We start from the raw sequence: 25,400 nt of genomic DNA on the forward strand, positions 1-25,400 counted from the left end.
GCGCAAAGGCTTCGCCTTTGCGCGGGGATGACGGGTCGAGCTTGTTGCGGCTACCCCGCCAGGAAGAACTCCCGCAGCAGCTTCGCGGTCGCCTCCGGCGCTTCCTCGGGCAGGAAATGCCCTGACGCCACCGGCGCGCCGCTGACATTGGTGGCCCAGTTCTTCCAGGTGTCGAGCGGCGTCGTTGCCGCGCTGGCAACGCCGGCATCGCCCCACAGCGCCAGCATCGGGATCGTGATCTTGTTGCCGGCGTCGACATCGGCCTTGTCGATCTCATAATCGGCATAGGCGCCGGCGCGGTAGTCCTCGCACATCGCGTGAATGCGGGCGGGATCGCGGAATGGCGCGAGGTAATGTTCGAGCGCGCGCGGATCGATCGCCTCCAGCGTCTTGCTCCTGGTCTGGCTCGCCATCTTCTCCTTGAGGAAGAATTCGCCGTTGTTGGAGATCAGCGTCTCCGGCAGCGGATGAGGCTGCGCCAGGAACGCCCAATGGTAGATCTTCAGCGCCGACAGGCGATTGAGCTTCTGCCAGTAATCATAGGTCGGCGCGATATCGAGCACCGCGAGCTTCGACAGCCGGCCGGGATGATCGAGCGCCAAACGATACGACACCCGGCCGCCGCGGTCGTGACCGGCCAGCGCGAAATGCACATGGCCGAGCTGCTCCATCGCCTCGACCATGGTCTTCGCCCAGGCCCGCTTGGTGTAGGGCGTATGATCCTTGTCGCTGTCCGGCATGTCGGACCAGCCATAGCCCGGCAGGTCGGCGATGATCAGCGTGAACTTGTCGTCAAGTTTCGGCGCGACCGTGTGCCACATCACATGCGTCGAGGAGAAGCCGTGCAGCAACAGCAACGGCGGGCCCTTGCCGCCGACGCGCGCAAAAATGCGGCCCTGCGCGGTGTTGATCCATTTGGACTCATAGCCGGGAAAAAGATCAGCGAGATCAGGCATCGGTAGCTCCTCCCGGTGGCGTGCGCCGTGCTTCAAACTTTGTTCGGCGTTGCCGCTGGCCTGGTTTATGCCATCCTGAGGTCCTGCCAACAACAACACGAAACGAGGAAGTGCCATGTCGATCGATTTCGAGATTCCCGCCGAGGCCAAGGCGATCCGCGAGAAGGTTCGCAAATTCGTGCATGACGAGTGCATTCCGGCGGAAAAGGAACTCGACACCAAGCCGCTTGCCGAGGTGCTGGGACCGCTGCGGAAGAAGGCCCGCGCGCAGGGCCTGTGGTGTCCCTTCGTGCCCAAGGAGTATGGCGGTATGGGCCTCGGCCCGCTGGCCAATGCGCTAGTGCAGATGGAGCTCGGCGAGAGCATGCTCGGCGCGCTCTCGATGAACACGCAGGGGCCGGACGATGCCTCGATGATGACGATCCTGGCGCACGGCACCGAGTACCAGAAGGAGAAATTCCTCAAGCCCCTCTTGAACGGCGAGAAGCGGATCTGCTTCTCGATGACGGAAAAGGCCGCCGGCGCCGACGCCACCGGCATGCAGACCACGGCGGTGAAGGACGGCAACGAGAACTACATCCTCAACGGCGAGAAATGGTTCTCCTCCTCGGCGAGCGTCGCCGACCTCGCACTTGTCATGGCCAAGACCGATCCGAACGCGCCGCGCCACAAGCAATATTCGACCTTCATCGTCGAGCTGCCCAACCCCGGCTACCGCATCAAGCGCAACGTCGCCAACATGGCGATCGAAGGCCCGCATGACGATGTGATCCACGGCGGCCACTCCGAGATCGAGATCAAGGATCTGAAGGTGCCGGCCGACAATCTGCTCGGCGGAGAGGGCAACGGCTTCAACATGGGCCAGCACCGCCTTGCCTACGGCCGGCTGCGCCACGGCATGCACAACGTCGCCAAGGCGCAGCGCGCGCTCGACATGGCGGCAGCCCATGTCACCAAGCGCTCGACTTTCGGCCAGCTCTTGGCCGATCGCCAGGCGGTGCAGTTCATGCTCGCCGATTGCGCGAGCGAACTCTATATCGGCCGGCTGATGCTGCTGCACATCGCCTACAAGGCCGAGAAGGGCCTCGACATCCGCCAGGAAAACTCGATCGCCAAAATCTTCCACGCCCATATGGTGCACAAGGTGATCGACACCGCGATCCAGCTGCACGGCGCACTCGGCTTCAGCCAGGATACGCCGCTGGCGAAGTGGTACACCCAGGTGCGCTCGCAGCGGCTGGTCGACGGTCCCGACGAGGTGCACAAGTGGAAGATCGGCAAGAACGTCATCAAGGCGTTCCGCGAGCACGGCACCACGGCGAGCGCGGCGGGCGGGGATCTGCTGTAGTCCGCGCCGTCATTGCGAGCGAAGCGAAGCAATCCATCTCGCCGCAAGCGGAGAAGTGGATTGCTTCGTCGCTTCGCTCCTCGCAATGACGCGGCGAGTTAACCCTTCTCAGCCTCCACCGCCTGCCACGCAATATCGCGGCGGCAGAATCCCTCCGGCCATTTGATACGATCGACAGCCTGATAGGCGCGATCGCGCGCCTCGGTGACCGTCTTGCCCATCGCACAGACGCTCAGCACGCGGCCGCCATTGGCGAGAACCGCGCCATCCTTCGCCACCGTGCCGGCGTGGAAGATCTCGACGCCCTCGACCTTGGCGGCATCGTCGAGCCCGTCGATCCGCGTGCCCTTGATGTAGTCGCCGGGATAGCCCTTGGCCGCCATGACAACCGTCAGCGCCGGGTCCGGGTACCAGCGCAGATCGAAATTCTTCAACTGCCCGTCGATTGAAGCGAGCAGCGCCGGCACGATGTCCGACATCATCCGCAGCATCAGCACCTGACACTCCGGATCGCCGAACCGGACATTGTACTCGAACAGCTTTGGACCTTGCGCCGTCAGCATCACGCCGGCGTACAGCACGCCCTTGAACGGGATGCCGCGGCTCTTCATCCCGGCCACCGTCGGCAGGATGATCCGCATCATGATCTGGTCATGCACTTCAGGCGTCACGAACGGCGTCGGCGAATAGGCACCCATGCCGCCGGTGTTCGGGCCCTTGTCGTGATCGAACACCCGCTTGTGGTCCTGCGCGGTCGCGAGCGGAATCGCGGTCTCGCCGTCGCACAGCGCGAAGAAGCTGATCTCGCGCCCCGAGAGGAATTCCTCGATCACGACCTCGGCGCCGGCCGAGCCGAACACGCCCTCGAACATCATCGCGATGGCGGCCTCAGCCTCGGGCAGCGTCTGCGCCACCACGACGCCCTTGCCGGCGGCGAGCCCGTCGGCCTTGACCACGATCGGCGCCCCCTGGGCGCGGACATAGGCCACCGCATCCCTGGCATTGTCGAAGCGGCGATAGGCGCCGGTCGGAATGCTGAACTCGCTGCACAGGTCCTTCGTGAAGCCCTTGGAGCCTTCGAGCTGCGCGGCCTGCTTGCTCGGCCCGAACGCCTTGATGCCATCAGCGGCGAGATCGTCGACGATCCCGGCAGCCAGCGGCGTCTCCGATCCGACCACCACCAGATCGACCGCGTTGCGCCGGCAGAACTCGATCACCGCCGCATGGTCGGCGACATCGAGCGCAACGCATTCGGCCTCGCGCGCGATCCCGGCATTGCCCGGCGCGCACCAGAGTTTTTCGGCCAGCGGGGATGCGGCGATCTTCCACGCCAGCGCATGTTCGCGGCCGCCGGAACCGAGCAGGAGGATGTTCATCTGTGTCGCCGATCAGAGGGGTTGTAACGCCATTTCGTCCGGTTTAGCACGCTCCCCGACCGCAGCAACACGCGGTTCGATCAGATGTGGATATGTGATTCGACGCCGGAAACGAGGCGTCCGGACCTTGCACACGGGGTCGAAAACCCCGATTCTATAGGCCAGATGACCGCTGCTCCGAATCTCGTCAACGCGCCCGAATTCACCGTCTCGGAACTCTCCTCCGCCCTGAAGCGGACGGTGGAGGACCGGTTCGGCCATGTCCGCGTCCGCGGCGAGATTTCCGGCTTTCGCGGGCCCCACTCGTCCGGCCACTGCTATTTCGCCCTGAAGGACGAGAGCGCCAAGATCGAGGCGGTGATCTGGAAGTTCGCCCATGCCCGGATGCGCTTCAAGCCGCAGGAAGGGCTCGAGGTCATCGCCACCGGCAAGCTGACCACCTATCCAAACTCCTCGAAGTACCAGATCGTCATCGATTCGCTGGAGCCGGCCGGCGTCGGCGCGCTGATGGCGCTGATGGAGGAGCGCAAGAAGAAGCTCGCGGCCGAGGGCCTGTTCGATGAGGCCCGCAAGCAGCTGTTGCCCTGGCTGCCGGAGGTGATCGGCGTCGTCACCTCGCCGACCGGCGCCGTGATCCGCGACATCCTGCATCGGCTGGAGGACCGCTTTCCCCGCCGGGTGCTGGTCTGGCCGGTCAAGGTGCAGGGCGACGGCTCGGCCGAGCAGGTCGCGGCCGCGATCCGCGGCTTCAACGCGCTGCCGGAGGGCGGCCGGATCCCGCGGCCTGATCTGTTGATCGTCGCGCGCGGCGGCGGCTCGCTGGAGGACCTCTGGTCGTTCAACGAGGAGATCGTGGTCCGCGCCGCGTCCGAAAGCCACATCCCGCTGATCTCGGCGGTGGGCCACGAGACCGACATCACCCTGATCGACTTCGTCGCCGACAAGCGCGCGCCGACGCCGACCGCGGCCGCCGAAATGGCGGTGCCGGTGCGGAGCGAGCTGTTCGTCGAGGTCCAGGCGCTCGCCCGCCGCACCATGGTGTGCTGGCAGCGCGCCCAGGAGGCGCGCCGCACCGAGCTGCGTGCCGCAGCGCGCGCGCTGCCGGCGGCGAACGAGCTGCTGGCGATCCCGCGGCAACGGCTCGATCATCTCGCAGCCGGGCTGCCGCGCGGGCTGAAGGCCAATACGCACGCGCATTTCCGCCGCTTTGCCGCGTCGAGCTCGCGGCTCACCATCGGCGTGCTGCGCGGCCAGGTCGCGCATGCAAGGCAGCGGCTCACCGCATCCGGCGAGCGCATCACGCTGTCGGCGCGCGCGCTGCTGCATCGCAGGCGCGAGCGCTTCAGTGGGCTCGAGATCCGGCTCAAGGCCTCCAAGCTCGCCAATGCCAAGGCGCAGCGCAACGCGATCGCCCGCGATCTCGAACGCACGCACCGCCTGGCCGAGCGCGCCCGCCGCGCGCTGCTGACGACGCTGCAGCGGCTCGAGGCGCGGGTCGCCCATCGCGGACAGCTGCTGTCGGCGCTGTCCTATCGCGGCGTGCTGGCGCGCGGCTTCGCGCTGGTGCGCGACGCGCACGGCCACGCGCTGCATTCCGCCGCGGCGGTCGGCCCCAACGCCGACGTGTCGATCGAGTTCGCCGATGGCCGCGTCGCCGCCACCACGAATGCCGATCAGCCCGCAGCGACGGCGACGCCCGAGAGCCAGCCGAAGCCTCAGTCGCAGCGCGAAGCAAAACCGGCGGCGCCGAAGCGCGTCACCAAGCCGGTCGACCAGGGCAGCCTGTTCTAGCGCGACAGCCACTCCGCGACCTGCTTCTGCGCGTCCTTGCGCGCATCCGCATCGGTGCCGATGTGGCCGCGTTCGGCGACATCGCCATCGGAGGCCGCGACCGCATGCAGCGGCAGATTGGCGCGATCGAAATCATGATACGCCTCGGGATAGACCACGATGCGCGCCAGGGCGCTGCGGCCGCGCGCGCCGTCGACCATCTGGTGGCAGGCTGATGACGAGGTCACATCGTCGCGCGCGCCGATCAGGACCAGCGTCGGCACCCGCGCGCTCCAGCCGAGGCCGAACGAGGTGCGGCAATCCGGGTAGAACGCGACGGCCGAGCGGAAGTCCGGCTCGCCGTTGCGCGACCACATCTGCGGCCGCACCGCCCACAGCAGGGCGGCCGCGCCATTGCCCCAGCCGATCAGGCTGATGCGGCTCTTCGCCACCCATTTCTGCTGCACCAGCCACTGCCGCGCGGCGTTGATGTCCGCAACCCGGGCACGGCGGGTCTGGACCTGGTGCTCCCGGATGCGGCACTGCGGACCCAGCTCGCGCGAGCCGTAACTATCCGGCAGCAGCACCGCATGCCCTGACGTGAGCAGCTGCTCGGCCCAATCGCGGTAGCGCGGCAGCACGGCCTCGGAACGGCCGGCGAGACCGCCGCAGCCATGCAGCGCGATCACCGTCGGGAACGGGCCGTCGCCGTCGGGCCGGTAGAGCTGCGCGTGCAGCGTGACATTGCCTTCGGGAATCTCGACCTGACGCGGGGCCGGCAGCGGCGCCGCGGCCGCGGCCGGCACGGCAAGCATCGCGAGGCACATGAAAACTGACTTGAGGCGCATCCGATCCGGCCGGCTCGTCATGGCGCTGCAAACGCAACGGACCACATCCGCAACGCTACCATGCGCTTTCGCCGCCAAATCATCACAAGTCGGTGGTTTAACGGGCGGACATGCCACCCTATCTGTGATAGACGGCTTCATGAACATTTGAGGCTGCCTCATCGGAGGCAACGCGGAGAGCTCAAACGTGCTGAACAAGTTCGGTCCCTCGGGCCATGGCGAAGCGCAGGTGCAATATCTCGACGGCGATTTCCGCGTGATCTCGCCAGGCACCTTTGTGCGTTGTGCCATCACCGACGTCCGGATTCCGCTCGACGAACTGAAGTATTGGAGCGTCGACCTGCAGGAGGCCTACGCCACGCCAACCGCCGTGCTGCAGCGCCACCATCCCGGCGTGCTCAAGCCGCAGGCTTGAGCTCAGGGCTGGGTTCATCTCCGCAACCTCCTGTCCCGCGCCTTGAACAGCTGATCGGTCACGAAGCGCCGCAGCGCGGCAGCATCGTCGAATTGCATCGTCACCGCGAACGGCACGATCGCCTGTGCCGAGGCCGGCACCCCGTCCGGACCGCGCAGCCGCGTCAGATCCTTTTCCGTCGTCACCAACGTCAAGGCGTCAGCTTTCGCGTCGGCCGTGAGCTGTTCGATCTCGTCCGCCGTGAAGGCGTGGTGATCGGGGAAAGCCCTGCTGCGCACGACGTCGACGCCGCTCGAACGCAGCATGTTGAAGAAACGCGCGGGATCGCCGATGCCGGCAAAGGCAAGCGCACGCGTACCGCTCAGCGCCGCCAGCGAAGCCTGGTCGGGCTTCAGACGTGCAGACAAGACCAGCTTGCCACGCGATGCGAGATCGGCCGCGATCTTTGCTGCCGCGCTCCCCTCGCCGACCACGATCAGCGCGTCGGTTCGCGCGAGCTGCGGCGACAGCGGTGCACGCAACGGCCCCGCCGGAATGACGCGGCCGTTGCCGACGCCGCGCGTGCCGTCGATCACGATCAGGCAGGTGTCCTTGACCACGGATGGATTCTGGAAGCCGTCATCCATCAGGATCACGCTCGCATCATGCGCGCGCGCCAGCGCGAGGCCCGCGGCGCGGTCGCGCGACACCACGACCGGCAGGGTCGCCGCCATCATCAGCGGTTCGTCGCCGACATCGGCCGCCGTGTGGTTGTCGCGATCAACCTTGACCGGTCCGGCAAGCCTGCCGCCATAGCCGCGGCTGAGCACCACCGGCCGCTCGTCGAGCTCGCGCAGCAGCTTTGCCAGCGCCAGCACCGTCGGCGTCTTGCCGGCGCCGCCGACATGGTAGTTGCCGACGCAAAACACGGGAATGCCGGCATCGGCGCCGGATTGCCGCATGCGCCGCGCGGCGACCGCGCCGTACAGCGCGGCAAGAGGGCTCAACAGAGATGCGATCCAAGACGACGGCCGGTGCCAGAAGGCCGGCTCACGCATTGGCGGCTCCCATCTCGAGCCGCAACTGCAACAGATAGGGCTCGAGAGCGGTCACCGTGCGCTCCAGCGCACCACCGAGCTGCTCGACGACACGCTCGGAAGCGACCAGCGACGCATCGCGCGCCGCGGGATCGGCAAGGAACTGGCCGAGCTGCTTGACCAGCGCGTCCCGGTCGTCGGCGCGCCGCGCGCCGCCGCGACGATCGAGCGCGTCATAGACATCGGTGAAATTGAACACGTGCGGGCCGTGCACGATCGCAGCGCCAAGCTTGATCGCCTCGATCGGATTCTGGCCGCCATGCGGGACCAGCGAGCCGCCCATGAACACGATCGGCGCGAGGCGGTAGAACAGGCCGAGCTCGCCCATGGTATCGGCGACGTAGATATCGGTTGTCGCGACCGGCAGGTCCTCGTGCGAGCGCAGGCCGGGACGCAGGCCGGCATCCGTCACGAGTTGCGCGACCGCCTCACCGCGATGGGCATGCCGCGGCACGATCACCGTGAGCAGCCCGGGGAAGAATTTGGCGAGCGATTTGTGCGCCTCGATCAGGATCTCTTCCTCGCCGGGATGGGTCGATGCGGCGACCACGATCGCGCGGCCGCGCGTCACCGACATCAGGCGCTCCAGCTTGGCCGGATCGGCCGGCGGCGCGGCGACGTCGAGCTTGAGGTTGCCGGTGACGACGACGTTGTGGCTGCCGAGCTCGGCAAAGCGTTCGGCGTCGGTGTTCGACTGCGCGAGGCAGATGTCGAACCGTCCGAGCAGCGCCCCGATGGTGTTGGAGAGCCGGCGCCAGCGCGGGAACGAGCGCTGCGACATCCGCCCGTTGATCAACACCATCGGCAACCGCCGCGCGGCGCTCGAGAGGATCAGATTCGGCCACAAATCGGACTCGATGAACAGCGCCAGCGACGGACGCCAGTGATCGAGGAAGCGCGCGACATAGCGCGGTGAGTCATACGGCACGTATTGATGGATCACGTCGGGCGGAAAGCGCTTGGCGACGATCGCAGCCGAGGTCACCGTCCCCGAGGTGAGCAGAATGCGCAGATTGAGCGCGCGCAGCCGTTCGATCAGCCCCACCGCCGCCAGCACCTCGCCGACGCTGGCGCCGTGGATCCACACCAGCGGGCCCTGCGGCCTGGTGTCGGCGCTGACGCCACGCCGCTCGCCGACGCGTTCGGGATCTTCCTTGCCGAGCTTGAGCCGCCGCTTGATCAGGGCAGGCGCGAGCGGCACCATCGCGGACGACAGCTTGCGGTAAACGCGCAACGTCATCGGTAGCGAGCTAGCCAAGCGTTGCCTCCGGCCGCCCGACGGCTGCATAGGCGCGCCGGGTCGCTTCGTTGAGCAGGTTCTCCACGTGCTGCCGAAGCTTTTCCATCGTCGCGGCATCGGCATCGGGCGGCACATAGACCGGCTCAATACCTACCACTGCGCCGCGCCCGAATGGCAAATTGATGGTGGTCGAATCCCAGTTTTTCAACCGGATGAATCGGCTGGTGACCATCGCGAAGGGGACGATCGGCCGGCCGGTTTCCCGCGCCAGCATGATGGCCCCGAGACCGGCCACCCGCGCCCGCTTCGGCACATCGGCCGTGGTGGCCATGTTGCAGCCGCCTTCCAGCGCCCGAACCATCTCCAGGAAGGCCCCGACGCCGCCCTTGCGATGGAACGCGCCGGAATGGTCGCCGGAACCCCTGATGGTGCCGATGCCGAGCCGCTCCACCGCGAGGGCGTTGAACTCGCCATCGCGGTGGCGGGAGATCAGGACCTTGGCGCGATAGCTCGCCTTGGTCTTGATGAACGGCGTCATGAAGTGCTGGCCGTGCCAGAACACGAAGATCGCCGGCATCAGGGGCTCGACGATCGCATAGACGTCAGACGGCTGATAGATGAAGCGGTTGGTGTACCACACCAGCCGCAGATACTCGGCCGCAAGCACACCCAGCGCGCGCTGCACGAAGCCGCTGCGCAGCAGATCGCGAAAAAGTCGTTTCAATGGGAATGCTTTGCGTCCTGCTCGGGATCGAGCAACCGGTGGAGGTGAACGACGAAATAGCGCATCTGGGCGTTGTCCACGGTCGCTTGCGCCTTCGCCTTCCAGGCCGCATAGGCGGTCGCGTAGTTCGGGTAGACGCCGACGATCTCGACTTCGTCCAAATTCTTGAAGGTGTTGTGCTCGAGATCGGTCAACTCGCCGCCGATAACGAGATGAAGCAGCTGCGGCTGGGCATTGTCTGACATGGTGGTGGTTTTCCTAACGAGATGCCCGGCAAAGAACTGAAGTCGTGGTCGTCGCAGGTCGTGTCGTCACAAGTCTGGTCGTCGCAAGTCTGGTCGTCACAGGTCTGTCGTAACAAGTCTGGTTGTCACAATCGGGAGCACGGAGCGGATCGGCGAGGCCTCACGGCAATGGACGGCTGCGAAAATGCTCGACAATGCGTGCATGACGTTCGCGTCCTGCTGCCACCAGCACCCCATGCGTCACCTCCCGGCGATTGTACTCAATCGCTTCCCCCGAGAGCGCGGTCATCTTACCACCCGCTTCCTGCACGATCAAATTTGCGGCGGCAAGATCCCAGTCGCGGCTTTGCCCGCCCGCAAAGGCCGCGTCAAGTCGACCTTGTGCTACACGGCACAACCGCAAGGCCAGCGATCCGATCCGCGGAAACAGCGTGATCTCGTCCGGCGTCGGGCTGAGCCGCTGCACCAGCGGTTTCGGTCCCGCCATGCGGGGAAAATTGAAATCGGTGCCTGCGGTCGCATGCACGGCGGCGTCATTCAGGATGGCGCCCTGCCCGCGGGCGGCGAAGAAGAATTCCTCGCTCACCGGCGCATACACCGCCGCGAGCACCGGAGACGCATTTTCAACCAGCGCCACACTGACGCACCAATCCTCGCGGCCGGCGAGATAGGCGCGGGTGCCGTCGATCGGATCGACGATCCAGGTGAAGCGCTTGCCGAGCCTGCTCGCGTTGTCGGCGCTTTCCTCCGACAGCCAGCCATAGGCCGGCGTCGCCGAACGCAGCTGCTGCTCCAAGAGATCGTTGACCGCGATGTCGGCCTCGGAGACCGGCGAGGACGCGCCCTTGATCCAGTTCTTCAATTCGGTGCGGAACAGCGACGCCGCGAGCCGGCCCGCCTCCTGCACCGATCTGGTCAGCAAGGCGGCATCGCGCGCCTTGGTCCAGTCGTCCGTATCAGCGTCCGCCAAGCGTCAGCCCCTCGATGCGCAGCGTCGGCGAATTGACGCCGTAGCGGAACTCCAGATCGTTGGCGGCGACCAGCGACTTGAACATCGGCAGCAGATGCCCGGCGATGGTCACTTCGCTGACCGGATAGGTGATCTCACCGTTCTCGATCCAGAAGCCGGACGCGCCGCGGCTGTAATCGCCGGTCACGCCGTTGACGCCGGAGCCGATCAGGTCGGTGACATAGAAGCCCTGCTTGATGTCGGAGATCAGTTCCTTCGGCGTCACCGCACCGGGCTCGAGATGCAGATTATACGTTCCGGGTGACGGCGACGACGACACGCCGCGATGCGCATGCCCCGTCGTGACCAGGCCGAGCTCGCGCGCGGTCGCGGAATCGAGCACCCAGGTGGTCAGCACACCTTCGTCGATCAGCGCGATCTTCTTCACCTTGACGCCCTCGGCATCGAAGGTCTGCGAGCGCAGGCCGCGCACGCGCAAGGGATCGTCGATGATGCGGATGTCCTTGGAGAACAGCTGCTCGCCGAGCTTGTCCTTCAGGAAGCTGGTCTTGCGCGCGATCGAGGCGCCGTTGATGGCGCCGACCAGATGGCCGACGATCGAGCCGGCAACCCGCGGATCGAACACGACCGGCACCTTGCAGGTCTCGACCTTGCGCGGGTTCGACCGCGCCACCGCGCGTTCGCCGGCCTTGCGGCCAACGGTCGTGGGTGAATCGAGATCGGACGCATGCGGCGAGCTGGTGAAGTCGTAGTCGCGTTCCATCCCGGTGCCCTCACCGGAAATCGCCGTGGTCGAGATGCCGTGGCTGGAACGCAGATAAGAACCGTGGAAGCCGGTCGACGTCACCAGCACCATGCCGCCGATCCCGGTCGAGGCCGACGCCCCGCCGGACTTGGTGACGCCCTTGACCGCGAGTGCCGCGGCTTCCGCCGCGATGGCGCGCTGCTCGAGCTCGGCCGTGGTCGGAACGTTGCGGTCGAGCAGATCGAGATCAGGGAAATCATGCGCATGGAGCGCGGGATCGGCCAGGCCGACATATTTGTCGTCCGGCGCCACGCGCGCCATCGCGACGGCGCGCTCGGCGAGCTTTGCGATCCCGTCGCCGGTGACGTCATTGGTCGACACCACCGCCTGGCGCTGGCCGACGAACACCCGCAGGCCCACGTCGTCGCCCTCGGAGCGCTCGGTTTCCTCGACCCGGCCATCGCGCACCTCGACGCCTTGCGAGACGCCGCGCACCGCGATGGCATCGGCGGCATCGGCGCCCGCGCGCTTGGCGGCATCGACCAGGCGCTGCGCGAGGTCGCTGAGCGCGGATTGGTCGAACAGATCGGAGGTATCACCGTGTCGCGATGCAGATGGTGAAGAGTTCACGAACGAATTCCTGCGGATTGAGGGGGGCCCGGAACGAAGTCGACAGACCTAACCAGATGTGCCGGATTCACAGGGATTTCAAGCACTTTGCACCGGCAGGCAACAAAGATTTGAGTGATCGGCGCAAGGCTTCGTCAATCATGCGGGCCAACCTCTTGTCAATCATGGCGCCAGGTGAGGAGCGATTAACCAGGCTTTTTAAGCTGAAACGGCAATCGGTCGGCTAGGCTCTCACACATCGACCGGGAACATAATCCCGGCGGGGAGACTAGAGCTTTGAGGCGTCAAACACCAACAAGCGGAATCAATTCCGCCGGGTCGAGCTGCGCAATGCGGCTCGACCCTCTTTCCCTTCCGCTCAGCTTCCACGCGCAGGATGCGCGCGCGGATGGCGGCATGCGGCAGGTCGAGCTTCATCGCGAACATGTCGTGCTGCGCCGCGCCGTCCTCGGCATGCGGATGGCGGTCAATGTCCGCGTCAGCGATTTCCTCGGCGTCGCGGTGCGCGGCATCGACGACGCGCAGATGCTGGTGCTGGTGCACCGCGATCCCGCGCTCTCCATTCCGCTCGGCACCAGTTCGGATGCCGATGAAATCACCTCCGCCTGGCAGATGTGGAGCGACATCTTCCGTTTGCCGCAACTGACCGAGCCGGCGCCGCGGACGCCTTCGGCGCGCCGCCGCCGCCGCAACGCGATCCGCGCGCGCCGCCCGAAATTCCTGGTCCGCCGCCGCGCCGGATTCCGTCTCAACGAAGCCAGCGTGTATCGCGACGAGCGCGAGATCATCGCGCGGGATTGAGTTTCGCAGTTTCATCGCACGCAGCTCGCCCCTACAACTGCTGTCGTCCCTGCGAACGCAGGGACCCATACTCCGCGGCGGATGTTGTGAGCGGGACTCGTCATTCCGGCGTCGTACATCAATCAGCATCGATGGTTATGGGTCCCTGCTTTTGCAGGGACGACACCGAATATGTGTCACGCGCGTGCGGCCGCAGATCCATATTCTCGCGCCCGACGAGGGATGGAAATCACCCCGCCCGCATCACGGCATCGACGACCAGGCTCGCGAACAGGATGAAGCCGGCGTCGCGGTTGGATTTGAAGATGCGCAGGCAGAGCGCGGGGTCGCTGGTGTCGAGCCGCCGGACCTGCCAGCCAAGATGCAGCGCGAACGCCGCAAGGCCGATCCAGGCCGGCCAGCGCGCGCCTGCCAGCGCGAACGCCACGCCGATCAAGAGCACGGCGAGACCATAGAAAATCACCAGCGCCCGATGGGTGCGCGCGCCGAACAGGCGCGCGGTGGATTTGACGCCGATCAGCGCGTCATCCTCGGCATCCTGATGGGCGTAGATGGTGTCGTAGGCGATCACCCAGGCGATCGATCCGGCGTAGAGCGCGATCGCGGTCAGATCGATGCGATCGAGCGTCACCGCAAATCCCATCAGGGCGCCGTAGGAGAAGGCGAGGCCGAGCACGACCTGCGGCCACCAGGTGATCCGCTTCATGAACGGGTAGATCGCGACGATCACGAGCGAGGCGATGCCGGTCAGCACCGCGAAGCGGTTGAACTGCAGCAGCACGAGAAGGCCGATCAGCGCCTGCAGCACCATGAAGACCACGGCCTGCGTCACCGTCACCTGCCCGGCCGGGATCGGGCGCGACCGCGTGCGCTCGACCTTGGCATCGAGATCGCGGTCGGTGATGTCGTTCCAGGTGCAGCCCGCGCCGCGCATCACGAAGGCGCCGATGAAGAACAGCAGCACGACGAGCGGGAGCGAGCGAACATCATGCGCGACGCCGGCGGCGAGTGCCGCCGACCACCAGCATGGCATCAACAGCAGCCAGGAGCCGATCGGCCGGTCGTAGCGCGCAAGCCGCAGATAGGGCCGCGACCAGACCGGCGCATGGGTATCCACCCAGTTGCCTGTGGAGTCGGCAACGCGGGCGGAGACATCGCTCATCGGCAGTCAATCATCGGCTGATCAATCATCGGGTCAGAACGTTGCCGTTCAGGGTGTCGAAGGTGCTGCCGCCCTTCTTGGTCGGGGTCGCTTCCGGCAGCGAGGCGGACGAGCCGAGCACGTCGCTGAGCGACGGCCCCGCGGGCCCGCGCGGCTGCGCCGCCGCCTGCTCCGCGACGTTGCAGACCTTCTTCAGCAGCGCTTCGGTATTCTTGTGACCGTCCTTGAGTTGGTTGGAGACCTGCGGCGGGATCCCGCACTTCGTCGCGTTGGTGTCGACATACTTGATCATCCTGACTTCAGCCTGGCTGTAGTTGCCGATCAGCTTGCAGGCCTCTTGCGGGCTGGCGTGCCGGTCGCTCGCCGCCTTGATCGCCTTGCCGCGCTTCTCGGTCTCCTCGCGCAGCGGCACGAAATCCTTCATGCAGGCGTCACCGGGACCCCCGCCGCCACCGGCCCCCGGCGGGGGCGGTGGCGATGACAGACCGCCGCCGGCGATCGGAGCTGCACCATTGGACGGAAATGCCGACGGCGTAGCGCCGACCCTGGCCGCCGGCGCGCCGTTGACTGGCGGGAACGCAGGATCGGAAGCGGTGCCCGCCCGGCTCGGCCGCGCACCGTTCACCGGCGGGAACGCGGGGTCGTTGACGCTACCGGCCTGGCCAGGCAGCGGAGCCGGAAAAGCGCTCTGGGCAGCGGCCTGCCCCACGGACAGAGCGGTCGCGGCAACGGTCAGCACGATCAGTCGGCGGATCATCGAGGGTGTTTCTCCGGCAAAAGGTCCAGGCAACCCCAGCGCAACAAAAACGAAGCAACGAAATTTGGGGGCGTTTTACGATTCCTGTGAGCCCTTAACAACCCGTGGATTTGGGCGACAGCGCGGCGTAGGGCCACACCGGCCACATTAAATTGTTCCCGGATTCTAAGCCTTTAGGCTACGAACGGCGGTAAAATGGGCTTCAAATCTGCCTGAACAGGATTTTCGATCATCCGTCGCTTTGAATTTGGCGGCCCGCACCGACCGAACAACAAAAGGGGCCGCGTGCAAGCGACCCCTCGGACTTCAAAATGACTTGGTGACAGAAGCAATGTATCGACGCTGTCTTTCTACCCGGCCCGCGAGTTCATGGCGAGTCCGCGGGATTACGGTGTCGTTCAGTTTGGTAAACTTGCCGAGCTGCAGTGAAGCCGCCGCGGCGCTGGTGAACGATGTCCGTCAGGGAATTTGAAGATCCTCCCCGAACATGCCCGAACATGATTTTCGCAGCCCTCGCCTATTCGTCGATGCGCCGCTCGGTGCCGGCGCAACCGTTTCGCTCGAACGCGACCAGAGCAATTATCTCGGCAACGTGCTGCGGCTTGGCGCCGGCGACACCGTGCTGGTGTTCAACGGCCGTGACGGCGAATGGCGCGCGGCGATTTCCGGCCGCAAGCGCGCCGACACGCTGACGATCACGGCGCAGACCCGCGCGCAGGATCGCCTGCCCGACGTCGCCTATGTGTTCGCGCCACTGAAGCATGCGCGGCTCGATTACATGGTGCAGAAGGCCGTCGAGATGGGCGCCGCGCGGCTGGTGCCGGTGCTGACACGCTTCACCCAGGTGTCGCGGGTCAATGGCGAACGGATGCGCGCCAATGTGGTCGAGGCCGCCGAGCAATGCGGCATCATCTCGCTTGCCGACGTCGCCGATCCCGTGCCCCTGGAGCGCTTTCTCACCGGCCGCGACCAGGCGCGGCTATTGGTGTTCTGCGACGAGGCGGCCGAGGTCGCCGACCCGGTGCAGGCGCTGCAAGCGGCAAAGGCTACGAATGCCGGGATCGATGTCCTGATCGGCCCTGAAGGCGGCTTTGCCGAGGAGGAGCGCGCGCTGCTGCTGCGCCAGCCCACCATCCTCCGCCTCGCACTCGGCCCGCGCATCCTGCGTGCCGACACCGCCGCCGTCGCCGCGCTGGCGCTGGTGCAGGCCGCGCTCGGGGATTGGGGGAAGTAAGGGCGAGCTGCGTAGCCCGGATGGAGCGCAGCGCAATCCGGGTAGGTCCACGAACGAGGCGAGGTGGCCCCGGATTTCGCTGCGCTCCATCCGGGCTACGGCGCCGCGCCTGTGGGGAACAACTGCCCCTAGCCAAGCCGTCGCAAAATCGTTAACGAACCCAATCATTAAGCCACTTGGCTGATCTTTGGCTGATCCCTGTCGTAACCATGGATCGGCCATGCTAAGGGCTCCGCCAACACCACCTATGGAACCGGCCTCGAAACGCGATTGCGGGGCGAAACGGACGTCGAGATGACCGAAGCTGCCGCACCACGATCCGCCACCGGATCCGCTCTATGGGCGGATGCGCTGCTGGCCTCGTTCGCGCAGGCCGGTTACGTCAGGTCCGAACCGGCGATCCTGCAACCCGCCGAGCCGTTCCTCGACCTGTCCGGCGAGGACATCCGCAAGAGCCTGTACCTGACCACCGACCCGAGCGGCGAAGAGCTCTGCCTGCGCCCGGACCTCACGATCCCGGTGGCGCGCGACTACCTCGCCTCGCCTCGCGCCGGCCAGCCGGCCGGCTTCAGCTATCTCGGCCCGGTGTTCCGCTATCGCGGCGGCGCGCCGAGCCAGTTCCTGCAGGCCGGCATCGAATCCTTCGGACGGCAGGACCGCGCCGCGGCCGACGCCGAGATGCTGGCGCTGGCGCTGGAGGCGACCACCGCGTTCGGGCTGAAGGACGTCGAGATCCGCACCGGCGACGTCGCGCTGTTCAACGCGCTGATCGACGCGCTGGAGCTCTACCCGGTGTGGCGGCGGCGCCTGATCAAGGATTTCAACCGCAAGGTCTCGCTGACCGACGACATCGAGCAGCTGACACTCTCGACCGCGCCGGGCCGCAACGAATATGAGGGCGTGCTCGCGGCCCTCGCCGGCTCCGACCGCAAGGCGGCGCTGGCGCTGGTCACCGACCTGATGTCGATCGCCGGCACCACCAATGTCGGCGGACGCACGGTCGCCGAGATCGCCGACCGCTTCCTCGAACAATCGACGCTGAAGGCCGGCGCGCTGCCGCGCGATGCGGTCGCCACCATCAAGCGCTTCCTCGCCATCTCGGGCGATCCCGACGACGCGGTCGCGCAGCTGCGCGCGCTGGCCTCCGACGCCAAGCTCAACCTTGCCGCCGCGATCGACCAGTTCGAGAGCCGGGTCGGCTTCATGGCCGCGCGCGGCATCGACATCAGGAAGACGCGGTTCGCGACGGCGTTCGGCCGCGGCCTCGACTACTACACCGGCTTCGAATTCGAGCTGCACGCGAAGGGCAACGGCAGCGAGCCGCTGGTCGCGGGCGGCCGCTATGACGGGCTGATGACGCAGCTCGGATCGGCCAATCCGATCCCCGCGGTCGGCTTCTCGGTCTGGATCGAGGCGATGACCCGGCATGGCAAGGCCGCCGGCCGCGGAGCCAACCAATGAGCACGCCCTTCGTCGTCGCCGTACCGTCCAAGGGACGCCTGCAGGAAAACGCGGAAAGCTTCTTCGCCCGCGCCGGGCTGACCCTGTCGAAGGCCGGCGGCGCGCGCGACTATCGCGGCACCATCGCCGGCGTCGACAATGTCGAGATCGCCTATCTGTCGGCGAGCGAGATTGCGGCCAACCTGGCGCGCGGCGCGGTGCATCTCGGCGTCACCGGCGAGGACCTGGTGCGCGAGAGCATTCCGGATCCCGACAAGCGCGTGCTGATGATCGAAGGCCTCGGCTTCGGCTACGCCAATGTCGTGGTCGCGGTGCCGCAGGCCTGGATCGACGTCCGCACCATGGCCGATCTCGACGACGTCGCCGGCGGCTTCCGCGAGCAGCACAATCACCGCATGCGGGTTGCGACCAAATACATCAACCTGACCCGCGGCTTCTTTGCGAAGCACGGCGTTGGCGACTACCGCATCGTCGAGAGCGCCGGCGCCACCGAAGGCGCGCCCGCGGCCGGCACCGCCGAATTGATCGTGGACATCACGACGACAGGCGCAACCCTCGCCGCCAACGGGCTCAAGGTGCTCGACGACGGCGTGATGCTGCGCAGCCAGGCCAATCTGGTGGCCTCAAAGGATGCCGACTGGTCGAACGGCGCCCGCGAGACCGCGCGCGTCATCCTCGACCACATCGCCGCGCGGGCCCGCGCAGCCAAGTACCGCGAGGTCCGCACCCGCTTCGCCGGCTGCAACGACGCGCTGCTGTCCGAGGCGCATCAGCGTTTCGGCGTGGTCGCCCCGTTCGGCGGGCCGACCTCGTCGGGCATGCTTACGCTGCACTGCCCACCGGGCAAGCTCTACGCGCTCGGCAGCTTCCTGCGCGAGCACGGCGCCGAAACCGTCTCGGTGGTGTCGCTGGACTATGTGTTCGACCGCGAGAATCCGCTGTTCGCCAAGCTCGAGGCGTTCCTGCGACAATGAGTCGGCCCGGCCGTTCATCTTGGCGACAGCCGGCCGCCGGTACCATATTGTGTTCATGATCGCTCGTTGTGACGCGTTTTCTGTACGCGAACCGGTCGCCCGAAAGCGCTCTAGTTCTGGAACCTGACCGATGATGCTGGGCTCTGACGTTTCCAGCCTGACCACGACCGCCAAGACCGCCGCCGCGCAGGGTCTGTCCATCGTCGTGCCCGTCTACAACGAGGCCGCCGGGCTCAGTGCGCTGCACCAACGGCTGATCGACCTCGCGAGGTCACTGCGCGCCCGTTATGGGCTCGCCTGCGAAGTGATCTATGTCGACGACGGCAGCGCTGACGATACGCTCACCATCGCGCGCGGCCTGCCCGCCGATGGGCTCGACCTGCAGGTGGTGTCGCTGTCGCGCAATTTCGGCAAGGAGGCGGCGCTGATGGCCGGCCTCGACCACGCCCGCCGGGGCGCGGTGCTGTTCATGGATGGCGACGGCCAGCATCCGCCCACGCTGGTGGAGCAGCTGGTCGCGCACTGGATCGATGACGGCTACGACGTGGTCTACACCGCGAAGGCGCATCGCGACAATGAATCGGCGGCGCGGCGGCTTGCCGTGCGCGGCTTCTATGCGTTGATCAACTGGGGCGCGCGGCAGCAGATCCCCGAGGATGCCGGCGACTTCCGCCTGCTGTCGCCGCGCGCGGCGGCGGCCTTGCGGCAATTGCCCGAGCGCAACCGCTTCTTCAAGGGCCTCGCAAGCTGGATCGGCTTCAAGCAGATCCGCGTCGACTATGAGCCGGCGCCGCGCGCGCATGGCGTCACCACGTTCAATGCCGGACGGCTGATCGGCCTCTCGATCGAGGGCCTGACCTCGTTCTCGGTGGCACCGCTGCGCTTTGCCAGCCTGCTCGGCGCGCTGCTCGCGGGCGCGGCCTTCCTGTTCGGCCTCTCGATCCTCTGGGAAGTCTTGACCACCGGCAAGCAGGTCCCCGGCTATCCGTCGCTGATGATCGGCATGATGACGATCGGCGGCGTGCAGCTGATCATGATCGGCATCGTCGGCGAATATATCGGCAAGATCCTCTCCGAGCTGAAGGCCCGGCCGATCTACTTCGTCGCCGAGCATACCGAGAAGCACGCCGACGGCGGCGCGACGCAAGATGCCTCCGAGCGGACCGCCGCCGAATGAGCGAAACGCGCCGGATCTGGCTGTGTGCTGACGATTATGGCTTGAGTGACGGCGTCAACCGCGCGATCCGCGATCTGATCGAGCGCGGCCGCCTCAATGCGACGTCGGTGATGATGGTGACGCCGGCGATCGGCCGCGAGGCTGCGGCCGCGTTGCAGGAATCGGCCGCGAAAAGCCCGCGCTGCGCGATCGGGCTGCACGTGACGCTGACCGCGCCGTTCCGGCCGCTGACCATGCATTTCCGTCCGCTCGACGGCGACATGTTCCTGCCGTTCCCGCGGCTGTTGCGCGCCGGGCTGATGCACCGGCTCGACGCCGAGCTGGTTCATGCCGAGGTGCTGGCGCAGCTCGACGCCTTCCACGAGCTGTTCGGCCGCGCGCCCGATTTCGTCGACGGCCACCAGCACGCGCAGCTGTTCCCGCAGGTGCGCGACGGCTTCCTGCGCGCCGTGAAGGAGCGCGCGCCGGACGCCTGGGTGCGGCAGTGCGGACGCGAAGGTCCGCTGGCGCGTCAGCTGGCGGCGCCGAAGGCGCTGGTGCTCAACGTGCTCAGCACCCAGTTCCGGATCAAGGCGCAGCGAATAGGCCTGCGCTTCAACCCGGCCTTCGCCGGCGCCTATGATTTTGCACGCGAGAACGATTTCGCGGCGCTGATGCGCGGCTTTCTGGACGGGCTGCCGGAGGACGGGCTGGTGATGTGCCACCCCGGTTTCGTCGATGAAACACTGAAGAGCCTCGATCCGCTGACGACGCAGCGCGAAACCGAGCATGCCTATCTCGCAGGCGGCGATTTCCCGGTGCTGCTGGCCCTGAATAAAGTTACACTCAAATAAAGTTACACTGGCCTGACGCTTGTTTTGGCGCGTTTTCTTCACGCGAACCGGTGTCCACTTCGCTCGAAACGCTTCGGGTTCATCCGGTCGTATTGTCGCATACATAAATTTAATTCTGGCCCCCACTCCTTGCGCCACAAAGCCCGTCCTACATCAGCCGCGCGCCGATTCGATCGACGCGATGGAGAACGCCATGACACCGCAAGAACGCCAATTGATCGACGATCTCTTCGACCGGCTCGCCAAGCTGGAGAATGCCCCGCGCGACAGCGAGGCCATGTCCGCGATCATGCAGGGCCTGCGCAACGCGCCGAATGCGGTCTACGCGCTGGTTCAGACCGCGCTCGTGCAGGACGAGGCGCTGAAGCGCGCCCATGACCGGATCCAGGAGCTCGAGGCCGCGGTCGGTCAGCAGCCGCCGGCCCAGCAGCAAGGCGGTTTCCTCGATTCGATGCGCGATGCGATCTTCGGACAGGGACAAGGCCAGCCGCACGGCTCGGTGCCGCCGGTGCGCGCGCCCGACATCGGCGGCAGCCGCCCGGTCTGGAACTCGGGCCAGGCGATCCAGCAGGCGGGTGGCGGCTATGGCCAGCCGCCGCAGCAATACGGCCAGCCCTACGGCGGCCCGCAGCCCCCGGCTTTCGGTGGCGGCGCGCCCGGTGGCGGTGGCGGCTCGTTCCTCGGCACCGCGGCTGCGGCCGCGGCCGGCGTGGTCGGCGGCGGGCTGCTGCTCTCCAGCATCCGCGGCATGATGGGTGGCGGCGGTCACCAGTCGCTGGCCGATGCCGGCAGCCTCACTGGTGGTTCGCGTCCCTGGGGCGGCGACCAGTCGTCGAGCGATCTCGCGCGTGACGCCGGGATCAACGATATCGGCTCCAACCGCGACAGCGGCTCGCGCGCCGGCGCGTTCGACCAGGCGCAGGCCGACCGGGACAGTGACGATGATCAAGACGCCGACGACTTCGACGACAACGGCGGCGACGACAACAGCGATTACGCGTAAACGCGATCGCTGAAACGACAACGGCCGCTCCAATCGAGCGGCCGTTTTAGTTTGATCAATCGTAACCCGGATGAAGCGAGCGCAATCCGGAGCAGGTCTATCCGCGATGAAGCCCGTCCCGGATTTCGCTTCGCTGCATCCGGGTTACAATCACATCACGACGACCTTGGCGCCGACATTGACGCGGCCGTAGAGGTCGATCACGTCCTCGTTGCGCATCCGGATGCAACCGGACGAGACGTTGGTGCCGATCGTCCAGGGCTCGTTGGAGCCGTGGATGCGATAGAGCGACGAGCCGAGATACATCGCACGCGCCCCGAGCGGATTCTCCGGGCCGCCTTCCATGTGCCGCGGCAGGTCGGGACGGCGCGCCAGCATTTCCGGCGGCGGCGTCCAGGCCGGCCACTCCTTCTTCGCCGAGATCGTCTTGGTGCCGGCCCAGGTAAAGCCGGGCCGTCCGACGCCGATGCCGTAGCGCAGCGCGCGGCCGTCGCCCTGCACCAGATAGAGGAATTTGTTCGGCGTATCGACGACGATGGTGCCGGCGCTTTCCCTGCCGCTGTAATCAACCAGCTGCTTTTCATAGCGCGGATCGAACGGACGCTGGGTCGGATCGCCCGCCGCCTCTTGCTGCTGACGGATCATCTGCTGCTGCGGATCCATCGGCGGCAGCCCTTGGCGATTGCCGTAATAGGCCGGCTGCTGCTGATACATCGGCTGCGGCGCATAACCCTGCGACGATGGCGCATCGCCGAACAGGAATTCGATGAAGCCGCCGCCCATGTTGGAGCGTTGCGGCTGTACATAGGCGGTGCGCATCGGCGGCTGCGGTGCGCCTTGGTTGGCGTAGATCACGGTGGGCTCAGCTGAGGTCACCGCGTCGATCGCCATGGCGTGATGGGGAACGGCAATAAGAGAAGACGCGCCGGCGAGCAGCGCAAGCGTGGTTTTCCTGAACATCGACGTACTCTGTACTGGTTTCGTCGTGACGTGATGCGCGAGGGCGCCGACTTGCGCCGTTGCACGTGGTCAATAAGCAATGAAAACCGCATCGGTTTGGTAAACGGATCGGCCGTTTCGATTCACCACGTCGGCAATGCGGCGCGGTTTTGCGGGGTAGCGTTTATTTTGCGTGAACGCCGCGGCGACATGGTTAATCGCGGGTAGCGCCGCGGTTGCGCACGATCAGCGCAAACTGTTCCCGCGTGAACCTGACGTTAAATCCGCGCTGTCTAGAACGGACTGCAGTGAAGGGGCGGGAATGAAAATCATGTCAGTGAAGCGCAAGCGTTTTCGTGTCGAGCAGGCGATGGGTGAGGTCGTGATGCCGGAGCCAGAAGTCACCGGTGGCGGCGACCTCGGTCCGATGCATCGCGAGATCATGGCCGAGCTTCGCTCGATCCGCGCCCAGATGGCCGCAGCACCAGCCGAGCGCACCGGCAGCGGCGTCGATGCCGCGGTCGCCCGCGAAGTCGCCGAGACGCATGCACTGCTCGAGACCTATCGCGCACAGGTCGAACAGTGCGAGAAGCTCAAGGTCGAGCTCGATTTGATCCACGACGCGATCAGCCGCACCAAGCGCGAGATCGCCGTGCTGCACGGCAAGAGCTTCAACGGCGAGGAGATGGCCAAGGTCAATGGCGAGCTCGGCGCCGTGGTCGGCGGCACCGAACAGGCCACCCAGCAGATCCTCGAAGCGGTCGAGGCGATCGACCAGGCCGCGACTGCGCTGGCCAACAACGTCACGCCCGACCAGCAGAAGCGGCTCAGCGAAGATATTCAGGAGCGCGTCGTCTCGATCTTCGAGGCCTGCAACTTCCAGGACCTCACCGGCCAGCGCATCAGCAAGGTGATGCAGACGATGAAGTTCATCGAACAGCACATCAACGAGATGATGAACATCTGGGGCGGCGTCGACGCGATCAAGACCCATACCCCGCCGATCGTCGACACCCGCGAGGGCGATGCCCGCCTGCTCAACGGCCCCAAGCTCGACGGCGACGCCGGCCACGCCTCGCAGGACGACATCGACGCGATGTTCAACTGAGGTTTCTCGGATCAAAGCGACAAACGCCGGCTCTGAGGGCCGGCGTTTTCGTTTGGGCCGCAGGTCACCCCCGCAATGGGTCACCAGACACGTGCCGCCCCCGTGCGGTGCCGTTGCGCCGATTTCACGCACAGACGTACAGCCGCGTCCGGCGTTGATCTACGTCAATCCGACCCGTCCCTTGCCGCTCATATGTTGGGCCGCGCCTGAAGCGGCGCATCACCTTTCGGTTCGCGTGCGATGAGGGAGGATCACCATGCGTCGGACGAACATTCTTTCGATCAAGTCAGCGACGGTTGCAGGAATTGCGGCCAGCGTGATGCTGGGGCTTGCGGGTGTCACGTTCAGTTCAGCACCGGCCAAGGCCGTCGTTTACTGCACCTATGTCGGTTATCCACACGGTTGCGTGGCACGGGCGGGTGTCGTGCTCAGACCGCGTCCGGTGGCGCGCGCCGCGGTCCGTCATAACGTGGGCGGCAACATGAATGGCGGCGTCAACCGCGTTGGCGTCCGGCGGTAAGGCGATTATTCCGGTCACGATTCTGGGCTGCTCGCGGCAGGCCGGATTCGTGTCCCCGTCTTCAAGGATAGACGAAAACGCCGGCCTCAGGGTCGGCGATTTTGTTTGGATGAGGACACAGGCCTGCTTCCCTTCTCTCTTTGTGGGAGAAGGTGGCGCGGATGCAATCCGCGCCGGATGAGGGGTCTGTCTCCGCATATTCATTGCGAGGGGGTCACTCGCGGAGAGAGACCCCTCACCCGGATCGCATCTGACGATGCGATCCGACCTCTCCCACAAGGGGAGAGGTGCACTGCCGATGTGGCACTAAAGCGCGATGAGATGAGCTTGAATCGTCATCGCGCTTTAGATTCTTGTTTTCGCATGATCTTTTCGGAAAACCGCTTCACACTTTTCCGGATCATGCTCTAGCTCAGAAGAAACTCAGGTCTCGTTACGCCCTGGGCGCGCAGCGGACGTAGACCATGTTGCCGTAGCGGGTGGCGGCGTCCTTGTCGACGAAGCGGGTGATCAGGACCCTTCCGTCGAACGAGATAATCTCGCGGTCCTGCTCGCCGGGCACAGGTCCGGGCGGGCCGATATAGTTCTTGCCGCTCGGGGAACCCTTCAGCCGCAACTCCTGCGGGGTGGCCTGGTCGGCCAGATGCATGATCACGCCGCCGTTCTGGCCGGCGCCGATCACGTAAGGCTGCTTGCACTGGCCGCGCGCGGCGGCCTCGGTGCGGGCGCGGTCGGCGGGATTCTGGAACGAGGCGAGACCCCAGCGGCCGACGATCTCGTCGGGGCGGATGCTCGCCGGCATTTCCGGGGCGACCCCCGGTTCGGAGGGCGCCGGCTCGGGGTTCGACGACAGCGACGGCAGGCTCATGCTGCCGCACGCCCCCAAGAGTGTCGTCAGCGCCGAAACGGCCGCGAACCGTGCGACCAATCGCGCGTTGAGTGACCTGATCATATGTATCCCCCGACTATGTCCCGGCCGCACCCGTCCTGCAGCCAAGCGTAAAACTTAAGACGGAGCAATGACGTCTGACAAAATTACGTCATCGCTACGATTTGGTTTCTGGTCCACCATCCTATATTGGCCTCAC

General features: G+C 66.0%; 25 protein-coding genes. 12 read left to right on the top strand and 13 right to left on the bottom strand.

What is annotated here, in order from left to right:
- Positions 1-50 precede the first annotated feature (50 nt).
- Positions 51-956 (bottom strand): alpha/beta fold hydrolase, encoded by a 906-nt coding sequence (locus tag AC628_RS23980; RefSeq protein WP_074129177.1) that lies wholly within the window; start codon positions 954-956, stop codon positions 51-53.
- Positions 957-1,071: 115 nt separating this feature from the next.
- On the opposite strand from AC628_RS23980, the gene AC628_RS23985 reads away from it, so the two are divergent.
- A complete protein-coding gene (locus AC628_RS23985) occupies positions 1,072-2,304 on the top strand; it encodes an acyl-CoA dehydrogenase family protein (protein ID WP_038388024.1) in 1,233 nt (410 codons plus the stop codon).
- Between the two features lie 98 nt (positions 2,305-2,402).
- Here the strand turns inward: AC628_RS23985 and purD are convergent, their stop codons facing one another.
- Positions 2,403-3,680 carry a phosphoribosylamine--glycine ligase gene (gene purD / locus AC628_RS23990; RefSeq protein WP_074129178.1) on the bottom strand — a complete coding sequence of 426 codons (1,278 nt, stop codon included), beginning with the start codon at positions 3,678-3,680 and terminating at the stop codon, positions 2,403-2,405.
- A 165-nt stretch (positions 3,681-3,845) separates the two neighbouring features.
- Between purD and xseA the strand changes: the two genes are divergently transcribed.
- On the top strand, positions 3,846-5,471 hold the full coding sequence (xseA, locus tag AC628_RS23995) for an exodeoxyribonuclease VII large subunit (protein WP_074129179.1): 1,626 nt from the start codon (positions 3,846-3,848) through the stop codon (positions 5,469-5,471).
- On the opposite strand, the gene AC628_RS24000 is transcribed toward xseA, so the two are convergent.
- Positions 5,468-6,298 carry a dienelactone hydrolase family protein gene (locus AC628_RS24000; RefSeq protein ID WP_074129180.1) on the bottom strand — a complete coding sequence of 277 codons (831 nt, stop codon included), beginning with the start codon at positions 6,296-6,298 and terminating at the stop codon, positions 5,468-5,470. The genes xseA and AC628_RS24000 overlap by 4 nt on opposite strands.
- Positions 6,299-6,485: 187 nt before the next feature.
- On the opposite strand from AC628_RS24000, the gene AC628_RS24005 reads away from it, so the two are divergent.
- A complete protein-coding gene (locus tag AC628_RS24005) occupies positions 6,486-6,713 on the top strand; it encodes a DUF2093 domain-containing protein (protein WP_016848019.1) in 228 nt (75 codons plus the stop codon).
- A gap of 14 nt (positions 6,714-6,727) precedes the next feature.
- On the opposite strand, the gene lpxK is transcribed toward AC628_RS24005, so the two are convergent.
- The 6 genes from lpxK to AC628_RS24035 form a co-directional block, all read right to left on the bottom strand.
- On the bottom strand, positions 6,728-7,750 hold the full coding sequence (lpxK, locus tag AC628_RS24010) for a tetraacyldisaccharide 4'-kinase (RefSeq protein ID WP_074129181.1): 1,023 nt from the start codon (positions 7,748-7,750) through the stop codon (positions 6,728-6,730).
- Positions 7,743-9,077, bottom strand: coding sequence for a 3-deoxy-D-manno-octulosonic acid transferase (locus AC628_RS24015; protein ID WP_074129182.1), 1,335 nt, complete (start codon positions 9,075-9,077; stop codon positions 7,743-7,745). Before AC628_RS24015 ends, lpxK begins: the two co-directional genes overlap by 8 nt.
- Positions 9,040-9,753: a lysophospholipid acyltransferase family protein gene (locus AC628_RS24020; RefSeq protein ID WP_074129183.1), complete on the bottom strand. Its 714-nt coding sequence runs from the start codon at positions 9,751-9,753 to the stop codon at positions 9,040-9,042. Before AC628_RS24020 ends, AC628_RS24015 begins: the two co-directional genes overlap by 38 nt.
- On the bottom strand, positions 9,750-9,998 hold the full coding sequence (locus AC628_RS24025; protein ID WP_050403683.1) for a DUF4170 domain-containing protein: 249 nt from the start codon (positions 9,996-9,998) through the stop codon (positions 9,750-9,752). The genes AC628_RS24020 and AC628_RS24025 overlap by 4 nt, the downstream gene beginning before the upstream one ends.
- 160 nt (positions 9,999-10,158) lie before the next feature.
- The gene (locus tag AC628_RS24030) at positions 10,159-10,968 is read right to left on the bottom strand and encodes a 3'(2'),5'-bisphosphate nucleotidase CysQ (protein ID WP_074129184.1); all 810 of its coding nucleotides are present in this window, start codon (positions 10,966-10,968) and stop codon (positions 10,159-10,161) included.
- Positions 10,955-12,343, bottom strand: coding sequence for a TldD/PmbA family protein (locus AC628_RS24035; RefSeq protein ID WP_074129185.1), 1,389 nt, complete (start codon positions 12,341-12,343; stop codon positions 10,955-10,957). Before AC628_RS24035 ends, AC628_RS24030 begins: the two co-directional genes overlap by 14 nt.
- Positions 12,344-12,619: 276 nt before the next feature.
- Between AC628_RS24035 and AC628_RS24040 the strand changes: the two genes are divergently transcribed.
- On the top strand, positions 12,620-13,144 hold the full coding sequence (locus AC628_RS24040) for a DUF6101 family protein (RefSeq protein ID WP_074129186.1): 525 nt from the start codon (positions 12,620-12,622) through the stop codon (positions 13,142-13,144).
- A gap of 229 nt (positions 13,145-13,373) precedes the next feature.
- Here the strand turns inward: AC628_RS24040 and ubiA are convergent, their stop codons facing one another.
- Both ubiA and AC628_RS24050 read right to left on the bottom strand, forming a co-directional pair.
- Positions 13,374-14,306, bottom strand: coding sequence for a 4-hydroxybenzoate octaprenyltransferase (gene ubiA, locus AC628_RS24045; protein ID WP_074129188.1), 933 nt, complete (start codon positions 14,304-14,306; stop codon positions 13,374-13,376).
- 25 nt (positions 14,307-14,331) lie between these two features.
- A complete protein-coding gene (locus AC628_RS24050; RefSeq protein WP_074129190.1) occupies positions 14,332-15,063 on the bottom strand; it encodes a hypothetical protein in 732 nt (243 codons plus the stop codon).
- A gap of 487 nt (positions 15,064-15,550) precedes the next feature.
- On the opposite strand from AC628_RS24050, the gene AC628_RS24055 reads away from it, so the two are divergent.
- From AC628_RS24055 to AC628_RS24080, 6 genes are all read left to right on the top strand, one after another.
- A complete protein-coding gene (locus AC628_RS24055; protein WP_074129191.1) occupies positions 15,551-16,297 on the top strand; it encodes a 16S rRNA (uracil(1498)-N(3))-methyltransferase in 747 nt (248 codons plus the stop codon).
- Between the two features lie 294 nt (positions 16,298-16,591).
- On the top strand, positions 16,592-17,758 hold the full coding sequence (locus AC628_RS24060) for an ATP phosphoribosyltransferase regulatory subunit (protein WP_074129193.1): 1,167 nt from the start codon (positions 16,592-16,594) through the stop codon (positions 17,756-17,758).
- Positions 17,755-18,732: an ATP phosphoribosyltransferase gene (gene hisG, locus AC628_RS24065; RefSeq protein ID WP_074129195.1), complete on the top strand. Its 978-nt coding sequence runs from the start codon at positions 17,755-17,757 to the stop codon at positions 18,730-18,732. Before AC628_RS24060 ends, hisG begins: the two co-directional genes overlap by 4 nt.
- A 130-nt stretch (positions 18,733-18,862) precedes the next feature.
- On the top strand, positions 18,863-19,909 hold the full coding sequence (locus AC628_RS24070; protein ID WP_074129197.1) for a glycosyltransferase family 2 protein: 1,047 nt from the start codon (positions 18,863-18,865) through the stop codon (positions 19,907-19,909).
- Positions 19,906-20,742, top strand: coding sequence for a ChbG/HpnK family deacetylase (locus tag AC628_RS24075; protein ID WP_074129198.1), 837 nt, complete (start codon positions 19,906-19,908; stop codon positions 20,740-20,742). The genes AC628_RS24070 and AC628_RS24075 overlap by 4 nt, the downstream gene beginning before the upstream one ends.
- Positions 20,743-20,935: 193 nt before the next feature.
- On the top strand, positions 20,936-21,745 hold the full coding sequence (locus tag AC628_RS24080) for a DUF2076 domain-containing protein (RefSeq protein WP_074129206.1): 810 nt from the start codon (positions 20,936-20,938) through the stop codon (positions 21,743-21,745).
- Positions 21,746-21,895: 150 nt separating this feature from the next.
- On the opposite strand, the gene AC628_RS24085 is transcribed toward AC628_RS24080, so the two are convergent.
- Positions 21,896-22,705, bottom strand: a complete 810-nt coding sequence (locus AC628_RS24085) for a L,D-transpeptidase (RefSeq protein WP_074129200.1) — start codon at positions 22,703-22,705, stop codon at positions 21,896-21,898.
- A 310-nt stretch (positions 22,706-23,015) separates the two neighbouring features.
- Here AC628_RS24085 and AC628_RS24090 point away from each other — a divergent pair, with 310 nt between their 5' ends.
- Together AC628_RS24090 and AC628_RS24095 are read left to right on the top strand one after the other, a co-directional pair.
- Positions 23,016-23,792 (top strand): protein phosphatase CheZ, encoded by a 777-nt coding sequence (locus tag AC628_RS24090; RefSeq protein ID WP_074129208.1) that lies wholly within the window; start codon positions 23,016-23,018, stop codon positions 23,790-23,792.
- A gap of 256 nt (positions 23,793-24,048) precedes the next feature.
- Positions 24,049-24,312: a hypothetical protein gene (locus tag AC628_RS24095; protein ID WP_074129202.1), complete on the top strand. Its 264-nt coding sequence runs from the start codon at positions 24,049-24,051 to the stop codon at positions 24,310-24,312.
- 433 nt (positions 24,313-24,745) lie between these two features.
- Here the strand turns inward: AC628_RS24095 and AC628_RS24100 are convergent, their stop codons facing one another.
- The gene (locus tag AC628_RS24100; RefSeq protein WP_074129204.1) at positions 24,746-25,264 is read right to left on the bottom strand and encodes a hypothetical protein; all 519 of its coding nucleotides are present in this window, start codon (positions 25,262-25,264) and stop codon (positions 24,746-24,748) included.
- Between the last annotated feature and the right edge of the window lie 136 nt (positions 25,265-25,400).

This window comes from Bradyrhizobium sp. NAS96.2, assembly GCF_001908235.1.
Lineage (GTDB): Bacteria > Pseudomonadota > Alphaproteobacteria > Rhizobiales > Xanthobacteraceae > Bradyrhizobium.